Origin of the sequence: Allorhizobium pseudoryzae, from assembly GCF_011046245.1 — a bacterium.
Classification (GTDB): Bacteria; Pseudomonadota; Alphaproteobacteria; order Rhizobiales; family Rhizobiaceae; genus Neorhizobium; species Neorhizobium pseudoryzae.
This window is the reverse complement of record NZ_CP049244.1, coordinates 487394-502211: the sequence shown is the minus strand read 5'-3', so window position 1 is coordinate 502211 and position 14818 is coordinate 487394. Positions and strand designations below refer to the sequence as shown.

14 protein-coding genes and 1 pseudogene are annotated in these 14818 nt (G+C 60.9%); 3 read left to right on the top strand and 12 right to left on the bottom strand.

The genetic code is table 11. The features are described from left to right. Positions 1–136 precede the first annotated feature (136 nt). The 10 genes from G6N78_RS21235 to G6N78_RS21190 all read right to left on the bottom strand — a co-directional run bounded on the left by G6N78_RS21235 (position 137) and on the right by G6N78_RS21190 (position 8921). Positions 137–916 (bottom strand): cyclase family protein, encoded by a 780-nt coding sequence (locus G6N78_RS21235; protein WP_165223586.1) that lies wholly within the window; start codon positions 914–916, stop codon positions 137–139. Further along, positions 913–1836, bottom strand: a complete 924-nt coding sequence (locus tag G6N78_RS21230; RefSeq protein WP_165223584.1) for an NAD-dependent epimerase/dehydratase family protein — start codon at positions 1834–1836, stop codon at positions 913–915. Before G6N78_RS21230 ends, G6N78_RS21235 begins: the two co-directional genes overlap by 4 nt. Beyond that, a complete protein-coding gene (locus G6N78_RS21225; RefSeq protein WP_165223582.1) occupies positions 1836–2813 on the bottom strand; it encodes a fumarylacetoacetate hydrolase family protein in 978 nt (325 codons plus the stop codon). The genes G6N78_RS21230 and G6N78_RS21225 overlap by 1 nt, the downstream gene beginning before the upstream one ends. A gap of 25 nt (positions 2814–2838) precedes the next feature. Continuing rightward, positions 2839–3420, bottom strand: coding sequence for a cupin domain-containing protein (locus tag G6N78_RS21220; protein ID WP_165223580.1), 582 nt, complete (start codon positions 3418–3420; stop codon positions 2839–2841). Then, positions 3417–4535, bottom strand: coding sequence for an MFS transporter (locus tag G6N78_RS21215; RefSeq protein ID WP_165223576.1), 1119 nt, complete (start codon positions 4533–4535; stop codon positions 3417–3419). The genes G6N78_RS21220 and G6N78_RS21215 overlap by 4 nt, the downstream gene beginning before the upstream one ends. 72 nt (positions 4536–4607) lie before the next feature. Next, positions 4608–5738 (bottom strand): FAD-dependent oxidoreductase, encoded by a 1131-nt coding sequence (locus G6N78_RS21210; RefSeq protein ID WP_165223573.1) that lies wholly within the window; start codon positions 5736–5738, stop codon positions 4608–4610. Continuing rightward, positions 5735–6112, bottom strand: coding sequence for a Rieske (2Fe-2S) protein (locus tag G6N78_RS21205; protein ID WP_165223570.1), 378 nt, complete (start codon positions 6110–6112; stop codon positions 5735–5737). The genes G6N78_RS21210 and G6N78_RS21205 overlap by 4 nt, the downstream gene beginning before the upstream one ends. A 4-nt stretch (positions 6113–6116) precedes the next feature. Continuing rightward, positions 6117–7061: a VOC family protein gene (locus G6N78_RS21200; protein ID WP_165223566.1), complete on the bottom strand. Its 945-nt coding sequence runs from the start codon at positions 7059–7061 to the stop codon at positions 6117–6119. Between the two features lie 25 nt (positions 7062–7086). Continuing rightward, positions 7087–7752: an EthD domain-containing protein gene (locus G6N78_RS21195; protein WP_165223563.1), complete on the bottom strand. Its 666-nt coding sequence runs from the start codon at positions 7750–7752 to the stop codon at positions 7087–7089. After that, entirely contained in the window at positions 7749–8921 is a 1173-nt protein-coding gene (locus G6N78_RS21190) for an alpha/beta hydrolase family protein (RefSeq protein WP_165223560.1), read from the bottom strand. The genes G6N78_RS21195 and G6N78_RS21190 overlap by 4 nt, the downstream gene beginning before the upstream one ends. Before the next feature lie 180 nt (positions 8922–9101). Here G6N78_RS21190 and G6N78_RS21185 point away from each other — a divergent pair, with 180 nt between their 5' ends. Then, entirely contained in the window at positions 9102–10046 is a 945-nt protein-coding gene (locus G6N78_RS21185) for a LysR substrate-binding domain-containing protein (RefSeq protein WP_165223556.1), read from the top strand. A gap of 272 nt (positions 10047–10318) precedes the next feature. Beyond that, positions 10319–11203 (top strand): SphA family protein, encoded by an 885-nt coding sequence (locus G6N78_RS21180; RefSeq protein WP_165223553.1) that lies wholly within the window; start codon positions 10319–10321, stop codon positions 11201–11203. A gap of 281 nt (positions 11204–11484) precedes the next feature. Here G6N78_RS21180 and G6N78_RS21175 read toward each other — a convergent pair. After that, positions 11485–11677: pseudogene (locus G6N78_RS21175) on the bottom strand (IS481 family transposase); the annotation flags it as partial. A gap of 213 nt (positions 11678–11890) precedes the next feature. Here G6N78_RS21175 and G6N78_RS21170 point away from each other — a divergent pair. After that, positions 11891–12859, top strand: coding sequence for a sensor domain-containing diguanylate cyclase (locus G6N78_RS21170; RefSeq protein WP_165223550.1), 969 nt, complete (start codon positions 11891–11893; stop codon positions 12857–12859). Between the two features lie 225 nt (positions 12860–13084). On the opposite strand, the gene dld is transcribed toward G6N78_RS21170, so the two are convergent. Continuing rightward, the gene (gene dld, locus G6N78_RS21165; protein ID WP_165223547.1) at positions 13085–14797 is read right to left on the bottom strand and encodes a D-lactate dehydrogenase; all 1713 of its coding nucleotides are present in this window, start codon (positions 14795–14797) and stop codon (positions 13085–13087) included. Positions 14798–14818: the final 21 nt, after the last annotated feature.

Genomic DNA, 14818 nt, shown 5'->3' with positions numbered 1-14818 from the left:
GTGATGACAGGGTGACGGTTCGAATCTCAGCAAGACCAATGGGCGTTCCTTCTGCTTGACTGGGTCAGGCTTTGGCGCCGATGGTGGGATCAACGCAATGCCGAGACACTCGCAACCTGAAATCCAGCCGTGAACTTCAGTTGTCCTCAATCATCGCAACCGCGCGGCACCAGCCGGCGGAGCCGCCGCGAATCTTGACCGGCAGGCACGACACCGTGAACCCTCGCGCCGGCAAATCGTCGAGGCGCGTCAGCTTTTCCATGTGGAGGAAGACGCCGTCTCGCCCCGCCTTGTGGCCTTCCCAGATCAGCCCCGCATTGCCGGTGGCGGCGAAGCGTTCGGCGGTGATCCTGAACGGCGCGTCCCAGGACCAGGCGTCGGTGCCGGTGATGTGCACCCCCTGCGCAAGAAGCCAGAGGGTCGCCTCCCGACCAATGCCGCAGCCGCGGCCGATATAGTCGGGCCGGCCATAGGCTGCACCTGCCGACGTGTTGACGAGGACGATGTCAAAGGGTTCAAGCTGGCCGCCTGTCGCTTCCACAGCGGCGCGGATCTCGTCAGCGGTGGCGACATGCCCATCCGGCAGGTGGCGGAGATCCAGTTTCACGCCAGGCCGGATACACCAGTCCAGAGGAACCTCGTCGATCGTCCAAGCCCGTTCGCCACCGTTCATGGTCGAGGCGAAGTGCCAGGGCGCGTCGAGATGGGTTCCGGCATGCGCCGTCAGCGTCAATTGCTCCACCGCCCAACCTTCCGCGCCCGGAAGATCCGTTTGGTTGAGGCCGGGGAAGAAGCGCATCACCTCTTCGGCGCCAACCTGATGATCGGAATAGATGATTTTTGGACCGAGACCCGGCGGATCTGCTGGCGTGTCGTTGTCGATGGCGACGGACAGATCGACGATTTTCATGGTCACTCTCCGGAAAGGGCCGCTCGGGCCAGGGTTTCAAGATCGCTGTCGCCGGCAAAGCCAAGGCTGCGTGCCAGCGACGCGTCGATCTTCGGCATTGCGCCAAACAGCCGGGTTAGCCGCGCGTCCTCGCCCCAATGGATAGAACCCCTCCGGCCAGTCACGGTCTCGATTGCCTCAGCCATCTCCGCCATCGTGGCGCGGAGCGCTGGAGGCAATAGCAAACGTGGCGCATCCGACGGCAGAAAGGCGGCGTGCACAAGCGTATCCACCGCCGCTGATCTCGACATCCACCAGCACCGCGCCGAAGCCGGAACCGGGCTTGCGAAATCCTCGCCGGAGACGATTTTATGAAACATCTGGCTCATGAAGGCGGAGCCGTGTCCGCTTTCGGTTGGCGGACGTGCCACTAGACCCGGGAAGCGCAGGCTGACTGCCGACAACTCCTGCCGCCGGGCAAGGTCGTTCAGGAAGATCTCGGTCATCAGTTTATGGGCGCCATAGGACAGTCCCGGCGATGCCGGCGTCGCCTCTGAAATCACGTCCGCGGCAACCTCGCCATAGACGGCGATCGATGAGGCGAAGACGAAGCGCGCGCCGGGGCAGCGTTTCGCAGTCCGCCATGCCAGATCCAGAGGCGTCGTCAGATTAATTCTCAGACCACGTTCAGGTTCTGCTTCGGCCTGGCCGCCGGCCAGGCTGGCGAGATGGAACACAAAATCGAAGCCGGGTTCGAACAGGGCGTCCAAGAAATCCGCGTCGGTCAGGTCGCCGGCTTTCATCTCAGCGCCGGCGATGTCTTTGTTCGAGAGGGTGAACTGTCGATCGGTGAGCGTCAGGCTGTTCAGATGCGGCATGGCTCGCGCCAGTCGCCCTGCCAGGCCTGCGCCCAGAAAGCCGCTTGCGCCGGTGACGAGAACGCGCATCACGCCTTCACCACGCGCTGATCCGTGACGCCGAAGGGGGCAGAACCGTTGGGGAGTCGCGCCTCCATTCGCACCCGGTCGCCCCAGGTGAGGAAAGGCGTGGCGGAGGCGCCCTGATCAAGAAGCTCGATCACGCGGATTTCCGAAATGCAGGAGGAACCCGCGGCGCGATCGGCGTTCGACACCGTTCCTGAACCGATGATGGAGCCGGCTGACAGTCTTCTTGTGCGGGCGCAGTGGGCGATGATGTCGCCAAAGGAAAAATGCATCTCCGCGCCGTTTGCGCGTCCGACCTCGCGACCATTGATCGCGACATGCAGCGGCAGCTTCACGCGCGCCTCGTCCCAGAAGGGCGCAATTTCATCCGGCGTGATGGCGAGCGGGGCAAAGGCCGTAGAAGGTTTGGCCTGGAGCCAGCCAAAGCCTGCTCGCATTTCCCGAGGCCCGAGTTTGCGCAGCGACCAGTCGTTTATCTGCACCAAAAGCCGGATATGCGAGATCGCCTGTTCGGCGCTGATGCCCATGGACACGTCCGAGACGATCACCCCGAATTCGCCCTCCATGTCGATCGACAGGCTGTCGTCAGTGAACTCAACATCATCCACGGGGCCACGCAGATCATCGCTTGCCCCCTGATAGACAAGCGGGATCGTTTCGAAGTCGGGATTGGGCGGGTTGTTGAACGCCTTGTCCATCAGGCGGCCATGGTTGAGAAAGGCCGATGCGTCCAGCCATTGCGGCGCCCGGGGAAGGGGAGCCATGCAACGTTCCGGCTCGAAACGCGTGGCGAAGGCTTCGTCGCGGGCGTTGAGGCGCTGGTAGAGGGCCTGCAGCCGGGTGGATGCCGCGTCCCAGGTCTCGACCGCTTCAAGCATGGTTGAAGCGATACCGACTGCAGGGGCAGCCAGTGCAAGATCCTTGGAGACCACCCACAGTTGGCCATCGCGGCTGCCATCTTTATAGGTTGCAAGTTTCATCATTCTCTCCCGACGATTATTCCGATCAGCGGTCAGATAGCGCCACAGCGATCTCTGGCTCATAGACCCCGTCGATCAGCACGAACAACATTCGGCACATCTGACCCGAGCGATTGGCCCAGGCATGGTTCGTGCCACGCTGGATGACGACGGAACCCGGTTTCAGCAGTACCGCGCCCTTGTCGAGCACCAGCGTCATTTCGCCTGCGATCACCACGCCGTAGTCGATGGATTGGGTTCGATGCATCAGCGGATGGGGGGATTCTTCGGTCACGGTCGAGGCGGCTTCGTCGCCGATTTCCGAGAACGCCGCGCCCATTTTTGCTGCGCCATGCGCAAGAAACTCTTCCGTGTCCGGTGGAATGTCGACGAAGCGAAAACGGGTTCCGCGCGTTGGCGGCGGCAGCACGAGCGGGCCGAGGGTCGGATCGTCGCCATTGCCGACGACGACCGGCGCGCCAGTGGTCGCCCATACTTCATGGAACACGGTGCCCGGTATGGCTTCGAGTTCAACGACAGTCGGCAAAGGACCCACCTGGGCGACCATTGACCAGCCATCATCATCGTGGCCGGTCACCACTCGGGTGATCGCGGGAAGCTCACTCATGCGGACCTCGCTTTGGTGAAGAAGACAATCGAAACAGCCGCCACAACCACTGCCGCCACCCCAAGCGCGCCGAAACCGAGGTTCTGCCCAAGAGCGCCGCCTGCGATCGGGCCAAGCGCAGCGCCGATCATCAGCATCGCTGGCGTGGCTGCGACAGCCCGCCCGGTCGGGTCAAGACGTGCGAGCAGGCCGAAGGCGAAGGTATGGGTGAAGATCTGGATGGCGACGAAGAAGGCTGCGACCGGCGCCCAGAGAGCGAAAACAGTTACGCTCGTCACGATGAGGGCAAAGACCGCCTGCACGGCGGGGCCGATCTGGACCACCCGTTCTGCAGCAAGCCTTTTCTGCAGGATTGCTGCGAGCGGCGAGGGAACCACAAAATTGACCACGCCGAGGGCGATCAGTACGCCCAGCACTCCTTCGGCGGGAAAGCCGCGCAGCTTGCCGATCACTTCCACGAAGGAAAAGACCATGGACTGATTGAAGGTCATGACGCTGATACCAAAGACCGTGAACCAGACGGCGCGGCCGAGCGGCGCGGATCCATGCGCTTCGCCACGATCAGGATTGACGAAGAGGGTGGCGCAGAACAGACAGGCGACAGCCATGACGAGACCGAACGCGCAGAACAGCGCTGCTCCCCCGAAGGCGATCATCAATTGCGGCAACGCGCCGAGCAGGACAATCCCAAGAAGCCCGATCGCGATTCCCGCCAGGGCGAAGAGGCGATGGGGATTTGCCGATTTCCCGATCGCGCCGTGCACCATCGATAGCGCTGCGCCAACCGACATGCCTGCGACGAGATGAAGCCCCGCCAGTTCTACAAACCCTGACTGCGTCGAGGCGGCAAAAAAGGCAAGGGCTGCAACCCCATAGCCCGCTGTTGCAGCCAGCTTCTGGTTGATCCGGTTAACCCGCGGCGCCACGAAGACACTGGCCGCCACGGCGCCGAGAAGAAACAGAGTCACAATGCCGCCTGCCTGTTGAGGGCTGAAGCCAAACCTCTCCACCAGCGCGCCGACCCAGACCGGCAATGCGATGAGATCGAGCATGCCGGCGCAATGCGCCGCCACCAGCGCGGCCGTTCCGCCCGCGCCATATTTCTGTCCTGTCATTTTTTCGTTCCTCCCGATCCGTCGCCGCTCATAGCGGACGCGGTCGCTCTCCCTCGTTATGCGTCCACGCGGTCAGATCGCCTCCGCGAGTGTCTTCATGGATTGCCGCATGATGGCGGCGTGCTCGTCGCGGCTGCCGCCGTGGATTTCGATGTCGGCCAGGCGTGCGGAATTCTCGACCACCATGCGGCAACGCTCCCAGCGCCGTGCCTCAAAGCCGGCAAGCGCATCGTCCACTGTCGAAGCGCGCGCAACTTCCTCGGCCAGCACCATGGCGTCCTCGATGCCGATGCAGGCGCCTGCGGCCAGATGCGGCGTTGTTGCATGCACAGCGTCGCCGATGAGCGCCACGCGCCCCGCACGCCAGGGGCGCGGCAGCAGCATCTGCTCAAGCGGCCGGTAGATGACGTGATGTTCCTCGGACAACTGATCGGCGATAGCCTGGATGATTGGAGACGGAAACTTCCTTAGAAGCGCCCGCAGCGTCTCCACAAAGCTCTCGGGAGCCACGAAGTCATTGACTTCCTTGTCCTCCGTCAAAAACAGGTAAGCGAGATCACGCGATACGCCGTTGAGGCCAACCTTCAGGTTGGGGCCCATCCACATAGTGACCGTGGTAATCTCGGCTGGCCTCGGCAGCACTGCGCGCCAGACGGACTGACCGATGAAGCGGGGCTTGGGCGCTTCAGGAAACAGTTTGGCGCGAACGCTGGAATAGAGACCATCCGCGCCCACGGCAAGATCGTATCGCTGAGGCTTGCCATCGCCAAACGCGACCCAAACGCCGTCCTCCTGGTTTTCAATGGTCGAAAAGGTTGTCCCCAGATGGACATTGACGCCGGCGGCGCGGACCGCCTCCTGCAGGATCTTGGCGAGCGCAGGCCGCATGATGCCGCCGCCGCCGGCGATATCGGGTCCCGCCACGCGCGGCGTCGGCAGCGTCACGAGGATGCGGTCGTCGGCACCGCGCATCTCCACGCCATCGGATGCAAAACCTTCCTCCATGAAGCGGTCGATGAGGCCGAGCTCCTTGAGCACCCGCAGGGTCGAACCATGCAGGCTGATGCCAGCTCCATAAGATCGCCAGCCCGGATCGATTTCCAGAAGATCGACTTCGACGCCCTGCCGCGCCAGTCGCGCCGCCGCCGTCATCCCGGCAAAGCCGCCGCCGATGATCAAGGCCTTCGTGATGCCTGCATTCATAGTGCTTCCTCCTCCGCGGCCAGAGCGGCGAAAACCTCGCCCTGCTCGTTGACCGTCAACTCCACACGCGTCAGCCCTTGCCCAAGGCAGGGACCCAAGACGCATTCTCCCGTTTCCATGTCAAACAGCGCTCCATGTGAATGGCAGGCGACATGCGTGCCGTCGCCATTCAGATAGGCGTTGGACTTCCAGGCCATCGGCGTGCCCTGCGGATAGTGCGGGCAAGCGTCCAGCCAGGCATGCAGCTTTCCTGCCTTACGCAGAACGATGATCTTGCGGTGATATCCTCGGACTGGACCGAAGCCCTTGGCTTCGCCTTCGCCGATATCGCCGGCCAGGCAGAGACCCACCAGATGCGAGGCCGCAGCCGGCATCGACCTAGCCCTTCGCGCCCGGAGGCGGGCCACCCGGCGCCCATTTCTCGCGCATTTCGAACAACACGATCTGCGAGTTTTCGGCGTTCATGGGTGCCTCGCGCGCCACCCAGTTGTCGTCATGCTTGTCCATGTCGGCATCATATTCGAAGTGACAGCCGAGTGGACTGTTGAAATACCAGAACCAGTTCGAGCCGAACTTGTGGCGGCCCGGACCCCAGAAGCTCTGATAGCCCTTTTTGACGAAGCGGGTGCCCGCGACCATCAGTTCGGTCGGTCCGCCCATATGGAAGGCGAGATGCTCGCAGCCCTTCATATACTCGGGCGTGCGGATGAAGAAGAGCGTATGATGGTCGTCATTGGCTTTGGGCCTCAGGAACGGACCAGCGCCCTTGAGCACGTCGGTGATCACGAAACCAAGCCGGTTGCAGTAAAAATCGGTTGCGATCTCGATATCGGGCACAAATAGCACGACATGGCTGAGCGACCGGGGCGCGGCAGGCATTTCCTCCCAGACACCGATCTCGTTGGGCTTGCGCTGGGCCGGGGCGCCGGGCGCATTGATCTTCTCGGCCGGCATGTCGAGCACCCGCCGGATTGTGACCTGGAACTTGAGCTCGAAGCCGTGCGCGTCACGGGTTTCGATCGAGCCGTCGGCGAGGCGAGTGACGCGGCGGTCCTTCGACAGTTCGGCCTCGATCGCATCGAGATCTTCCGTCGAACGCACACCATAGACCTGCTGGCGCAGAAGATTGGCGGTGGGAAGCGGCGCGGGCAGCGACGGGTCGGACTTATGCTTGATGATGATGCCGGTGCCGTCAAGCGCGGCGAACAGGCCGCCGGCGTGATCGACATCGATGGGTTGCAAGCCGAAGTCGAGGAGATAGGCGGCGGCAGCGGCGACGTTGTCCACGCCGAAAACCAGACAGTCCGGTCCGATGATGTTCATGATGATCCTCTCTTCAACCGGCGCCTTAGCGGCCGGCAAACAGTCTGTATTCGCGGGCTATGAGATAGGCGGCGGAATGCTTGCCGTACGTCGCCTCAGCGTCTAACGCCTGGCGGCAATGATCGAGCAGACGGCGCGCTTCATCTTCGTCGCGCGCCCAGACTTCGTCGACGACTCCGATCGGCCCTGGCGTGACAGCCAAGTTGCGGCAATAGCCGGAAAAGGCGACCTCGTCCGAAGCGAGGCTGTCGAACAGGTCGATGGCGTCCGCGCCGCGCGGCCTGACGACGAACAGCTTGATATCGGCTGGACCAGGAGCCGGTCCCCGCGTGAATTCTTCCGAAAACGGCTGTCCTATAACATTGGCGACATCCACGAAGCGTGACTCGTCGGGATGCAGCTGCTCGTGGTAGAACGGTGTCTCCCGGGAGGCCTTCAGCGACGTCAGATCCTCGAACCAGATCTGGGTGACGAAATCGAGACCGAGGCGCAGGGCAAGTGGAGCAGCCTCATCGTCTGCGAAGACGCCGTCCAGGCCGTGATTTTGCGTGTATCTGCGCGGGCCGCTCTGCGGATCGGCGGCAATATAGTCGAGGACCAGCCGTCCGTGCACATCCTTCATGTGAAGGCGGTTTTCGGCGATGGTCTGGCCCGGAGCGCGCCGCCCAAACATCATCAGCTTGACCGTCATGCTGCGTCTCCCTGTGCGGTGCGGCCGCCAAGGACCTCCGCCACCCAGTCGGCAATGTAAGCACCAGCATTGGCAGAGTTGTCAAAGCTGGAGTGCTGGACGCCGCCGGTGCGGGCGTCGAAGATCTTCAGTTCGCGTTTGGGGCTGTTGACCAGCTGGTCATAGGTGGCCTGCGCCCAGTGCAGCGGGATCTGGCTGTCCTTTTCGCCATGGGTGACCAGGAAGGGGACGCGGATCCGGTCGAGGACGCCGTCGAGGTGGACGTCTTCAGCGATCCGCATGAAGTCATCCATGTCCTTCGCGCCCCAGACCCACTGAACATGCGCCCAATAATGCGGCACCGGAAAATTGCCTTCGCGGGCGAGGCGCTTCTTCTGGACATCGCGCCAATCATGATTGGCGCCCCACACGACGCCGCAGGCGAAGCGCGGCTCGAGGGCCACGGCGCGGGGGCAGTAGTAGCCCCCGAGCGACACGCCTTCCATGCCGATCCGCTTGGGATCGACCTCTGCGCGCGTCTCCAGCCAATCCACCACGCGGCTTGCCCAATGTTCGCTGTCATAGCGCGCCGTAAGCCCCTGCAGCCGAAGCGCTTCACCAGTGCCCGGCTGATCGACCACCAGCGAGGCCACGCCGCGTTTGGCAAGCCATCGGGGCAGGCCGACGAGAAACTTCATTTCCTTGGTGCTGTCGAGGCCGTTGACCTGGACCAGCAACGGTTGGGGTCCGCTTACGCCTTCGGCGGGCACATAGAGCGCCGACAGACGTGTTCCCTCATAGGGGATCTCGACGCGACGGCATGGAGAGCCCGACAGGCGCAGGCCCTTTTCGAACGTATCGAGAAAGCGACGGTAAAGCGCGACGCGTCCTTCGGAGCCATGCGCCTGCAGCCGTTCGGCAGTGAGCAGATAATTTGCGGCGCGGATGAGCTTGTCGCCTGCGGAAAGTGTGCGGGCTCTGGCCTCGTCCTCTTCGGCAAGCGCAATGAGCTTGTCCCCCATGGTCACCCAGGTCTGGCGAAAAGCAATGACGCCCGCCGCGTCCGGAGCCTTGGCCGCTTCCTGAAGGGGGGCGCACATATCCTCGATCTCCCCGATACGCGCGCCCATCTCGATCGACAGATCGACCGACAGGTTCCAGACATAATTCGTAGGGAAATATTTGAACACAACGCCTCCTCAACTCTCTGGCGCCGATCGCTTCGGCGCGACAGGCGGCAACCGACAGTGGCCCGCTTGCGCGGCCGACCGACGGCTCCTCCCTGACCAAGACTTAACGAAAAGCAAAACGTTTATGAAATTGGTTGTTTCAATCCTTGCTATTGATATGATGAATAGGTGGAGGAGCCCATGCGTTTCAAGAACCTCGACCTCAATCTGCTGGTTGCGCTCGACGCGCTGATCCGTCTGCGCAATGTCAGCCGCGCTGCGGAGGAAATGTTCATCACGCAATCGGCGATGAGCAATGCGCTGGGCCGCCTGCGCGAATATTTCGACGATCCGCTGCTGATCCAGGTCGGACGCACAATGGAACTGTCTCCGCTCGCCGTCTCTCTCGAGCAACCTTTGCGCGACATCATCGTACGGATCGACAGCGCCGTCGTTTCCACGCCGTCATTCAATCCCGCGGATTCACGGCGCGTGATAGGCATGGTAGTTTCTGATTATTCGCTTCACACGTTAATCCCGATTTTCCTCGCAATCGCTGCGGCCGAAGCTCCGGGGCTTCAATTCGATTTCAAACCGCAACAAAATTTCCCGCATCTGCTTCTAGAGAAGGGCGAGGCGGATCTGCTGATCGCGCCATCGGTGTTTTGCTCCACTCAGCATCCCTCGGATGTGCTCTTTGCCGACGAGATCTGTTGCGTCACGGATTCCTCAAGCCGCTTTGCAGAGGGGGAGAGAATCACGAGGGAGCAGTTCGAGACGTCAGGGCATGTGGTGATGCGGCCGCCGAATGGCGGGGAAAGCTTCGCCGAGCGGGCGTGCCGCGAGGTCGGCCTTGCTATTCGGGTGGAGGTTTCGACTTACGCCTTCTCCACGCTGTCCGTGCTGGTGCGCCGGAGCAATCGGCTGGCGCTAGTCCAAAAAACTTTGGCAACCGAAATGCTCAAGACTGGGGGGCTGACAATGGTCGCGCCGCCGCTCGACCTGCCGCTCCTCGAGCAGTCCGCACAATGGCACAGCTATCGTTCGCGCGATCCGGCCTTGACCTGGGTGCGCGAAAGATTGAAGTCCGCCGCGACTATTCTCACCGCTCGGGACCAGAACTCGCGGGGGCAGGCATTATTGTGATGAATACATAATATTCTCAATCAAAATTTTACAAATGCCAATTGCCTGCCGTACCCAAAAGCCGGGGAGAGCATCAGAAAATATCAAGGCCTGAAGCGTCGTGAGCGAGTTGTAAGCGCTCTGACGCCTGTGTTGTCGCATCTCTGCCATCCTGGTTCAGGTTGGCAGCTTGCTTCGTTCAGGACGCAGCCCGGTCGGCGGGCATTGCGATCTCCCCAGTGAATACGAACCGCCAGCTCTTGGGTTGGCCCCGGGATCATGAGGAGGACGAATTGAAAATCCATTCGAGCATTTTGGTTGCAGCTTTGGCCTGTTCGGCGGCACCCGCTTTCGCTGCCGAGAACGGCAACAGCCAATACGCGCCCGGCGCGTCGCAATTCTACGGCGGTGCCATTCCGCCCTATGAAGGGTTCTATTTTCTGTCTCAAACAAGCTATTTCAGCGCCAACCGCACGAATGACAGCAACGGTAATGAGGTTCCGATCGATTTCAGCGTCAAGGCCGCCGTCGAGACAATGCGCTTCATGTATGTGTCGGATATCCAAATCGCCGAGGCGCAGCTTTGGGGTCAGCTCGTTCTGCCGGTGATCCATCTGGATCTCGATACCGCGTTCGGCTCTGACAACGCCTTCAACATCGGCGATGCCACCACCACCATCGGTCTGGCCTGGCATCCCGACAGAAACCAGACTTTCATACTGGGCCTCGACGTCGGCATACCAACGGGCTCCTATGATGAACACGCGTTGGCCAATACGGGTCTAAACCATTGGTCGTTTCAGCCGACGCTCGGCTATCACTATTCTGATCCGGAGGGACTGGAGTTCGCCGCCGCGGCGCGCATGATCTTCAACACCGAGAACACCACGACCGACTACAAGACCGGCAATGAATTCGTGCTTGACTATGCGGTCGGCTGGAACTTCGGCAAGATCCGCGCCGGCGCCGTCGGCTATTTCATCAAGCAACTGACCGATGACGCAGGTCCGACCGCGAGGGCGGATGGCCATCGCGGCGAAGGTTTTGCCATCGGCCCCTCGCTGACCTACAGCTTCAACCCGGGGTTACAGGTCAGCGCCTCCTGGCAACATGACGTCTACGCGAAAAATCGCTCTCAGGGCGACTCCGTATGGGTAAATTTCGCAACAAAATTCTAATGCTGACTGATCTCCCTTGCCAGCTGAACGACCGCGGCAGCAAGGCGAAGGCGGCTGATCCGGCCATCAGAGAGCTAACTTAGCCAGCCTGTCTCGAAACAATGCGAGACAGGCTGGCGCTCGCTGTGAGATCTGCGGATAAACGTTGAGGCTCGTCTAGGTGGTCAAGGCACGGGATTCAGCCTGATGACGTCGCATTCGAAACGCCTCTTACCGACGAGCCGAAGCGGCGGTCAAAAGGGGCCACAGAACAGCGTCCCGTGTCCGAGCCGACAGCATGGAGATAGATGCGACATTGTCGGCTGGAGCGCATAAAGGCAGATGTTGAGAGATAGCAACGTGCCGGCGGAACGCAACAATGATTGCCTTCCGCTCTAGGGAAGCACCGTCGAGTGTGGCTCTTTTTGACTATTTTTGTATGGCCCGACGGAGAGCCTCTGTCGTCATGGCGCTCCCGTGCAGAACCTGGCCCATAGTGCGTCCCTCCACTCGCGCGAGAAAATTGCACCAAGTATGGGATCAACATCTAGCAAGCGAATGATCGACGATTGAGCGTTAACTAATTCTCCGCAAATTCCTGCGTAGCTTTACCGTCGGGGTAACATAAATATCCGACTACCGGATTCAGCCCGTGAATACTGACAGGAAGATGCGAACTTCACGCGGAATTTCCGACAGGACTCGCTTATGCTAGAAGCGCTAAGTAAAGACGGCATGGGCAAAGAAGCCTTCGACCGTATTGCGAGCCTCGTGAGAGACATCTTCGACGTAGACGTCGCCGCGATTTCCTTGATCGAGGGAGGTCGGCAGCGATTTCGCTCGATCCAAGGCCTTGATCTCACAGATATCTCGCTGGAAGATAGCTTTTGCAGGGCGACATGGCGAGAAGGCAGGCCGGTCGTCATCTGCGATACGGGCAAAAGTGCCGAGTTTCACAACCACTGTCTCCTCACGCAAGAAACGCCTCTCCGTTTCTATGCCGGCGCGGTTCTACGAACATCGAATGGACGCCCCATCGGCACGATCTGTGCGATTCATACCAAACCACGCGAGTTCTCGGCGAAGGAGATGCGCGTTATGGAAAATTTAGCGCAGATGGCGTCGAGCGAGTTCGAACTGCGCGAGTTTGCGTACGTTGATGCGCTGACAGGCGCCCTGTCGCGACGGCATTTTCTATCGGAATGCGGCCGTCTCTGTCACTTGGCTATGCAAAATGCACGAGACGTTTCCGTTGTGATGCTGGATGTCGATCACTTCAAGTCTGTCAACGATCGATTTGGCCATGCCGCCGGAGATGAGGTCCTGCGCGCCCTTGTCGTCGCCTGCAAGGCAGATCTGCGGAACTTTGAGCTGGTCGGCCGCTTAGGTGGTGAAGAGTTTGCTGTGGCGCTTCAAGGATCCGCTGAGAAGGCCGTCGCGGTATCGGAACGTCTGCGGCGCGCCGTGGCCAGGCTCGCCTTCACCTTCGATGCTACCACACTGCGCATCACCTCCAGTTTCGGGGTCGCCTCGGTGCTTCCCGGAGAAGCAGACATCAGTGGCGCCTTACTTAGAGCGGACAAAGCTTTGTATCAGGCAAAAGCCCAAGGACGAGACCGTGTCGTACGAAGCAACGACCAAGATCAGTACACGCCTGCATCACCTTCGGCGGGCTGAGTTTCATTTTCAGAACAATAGACGAACGCACCAAAAGAGGATGGCGAACAGTCGCCTTCCCTAAACGGTGGCACCATGGTCGGCTTTGCGGCGGTGCAGATCGCCCAAACGCCGAGGGTGCTGCCAGAACTGGTCGGGATCACGAGGGGCAACCATCTATCATGCATCTTTCCCTCGCCCCTGAAGCCCCTGATTTGCAGCTGAACCGTCGCAATTGCAACGGGATCAACGGCTCGGTCTGCTATGCGGCGTTTCATGCCAGTGACGGCACTTTGAGGTTTTGCCAATGCCGGGGTTGAAGGTGTTTGTGGGGTCAAGACCGCGGTAGAAATCACGCAGTGCAGGCTTTGCTTCATAAAGATGGCCCACATTGTGCTCAGCCGGGTATTCCGCACCGCGTGCGTCCAAAAGCGCGCAGATCTGATGTTCCAGTGCGGCGCAGTCCACACCCTTTTTCACCAGATATTCCTGGTGCATGACCTGGCACAGGAAATGGCCGACATATATCTTCAGCGCCATCTTGTGCGAAATCTCGTCGGGCAGTGTCTCGAACCACTCGATCGTGTCACGCGGCAGTGCGACATCAAGCGCGACTATATCCTCCACCGTACGCCCGTGCACCGCCCGATAGCGCACCACCGCGCTACCGACGGTGAAGCGGTTGAGGAAGGCCGCCTTGCCTTCGGCCTCCGTGCATTCGATGAAATCGCCGGCCGCGCTGGGGAATATCGACGTCAGGTAGTCCCGCATTTCTGCGATGCAGGTATCCCCCGCGCGGATCATCAGATGGTGCGGATAGGTGTCGCGGTAGGTGATCAGCCGATCGGGAATCTGTTCTGGCAGGAAACGGCTCGCCCATTGCAGCAGGTGGTCGGAAATGGTCTTGCCGAAGCCGAACCGCTCCGTCAGGCCGTCAAACCAACTCTTGGCCGCAAAGGCGCGGGGCACGTTAACGGTGCCGAACTTTCGTATGAAAAAATAGAGATCCTTCCCCCAGATCTGAGCTGCGCGGAAGGCGTCCGCATGCATGTATTCCCCAGCGATCGGGAGTGTCTTGAAGTTGGCCAGAATGTGCCGGCGGATGGTTTGCAATTCGGCCGGGTCACGCGTGCCGATGTAGAAGACCTTTTCCTGCTCGGCCACGGCGAACGTGTCTAGCCGGATGGCAAAGACGCCGATCTTGCCCGCCGAGCCTGACGCCTCGTAGTGGCGGCGCGGATCGGCGTTGAAACGGGCAGGAGTTCTGGCTGCAATGTCGCGCACGTACTCCTTGTATTCGATGTCGGAGGCCTGCACGCCTTGCGGGAAGTCCACATCCGCATCCGTGTAATCGCCCGCATCAAGCCGGGTCAGGATGTCCAGCGGTTCGCCGCCAAGTCGGATGCCGAGGTGATTGACGAGATGCAGGCAGCCCTGCGCATCCACCTGCGCAAACAGGGACAGCTGGGTATAGGCCGGGCCGCGTTGTACGAGCGAGCCGCCGGAATTGTTACAAATGCCCCCCGTCACCGATGCACCGATGCAGCTGGAACCAATCACGGAATGCGGCTCTCGTCCCAACGGCTTTAATCGCCGCTCCAGCTGATCCAGCGTTGCTCCCGGCAAGCACAGCACCTGTCGTCCATTGTCGAGCAAATCGATGCGCGTGTTGCGGAGGGTCGAGATGATGACGATCGGGCGATCATAGCCATCGCCGAACGGGGTTGATCCGCCGGTCAGTCCTGTATTTGCCGCCTGGAATATGATGGCAACATCGGCCGCAACGCAGGTTTCGAGCACTTTCCACTGCTCGACCAGCGTCCCAGGCTCGACAGCGGCCAGCACCTCGCCATCGCCATAGCGATAGCCCCTGCGGAAGCGCCGGGTGCCCCGGAGACCGGTGTGAACATAGCGGCGGCCAACGATATCCTGCAGTTGTTGGATCAGGGAGCCGGTCATGAGGTAGCAACTCTTCCAGAG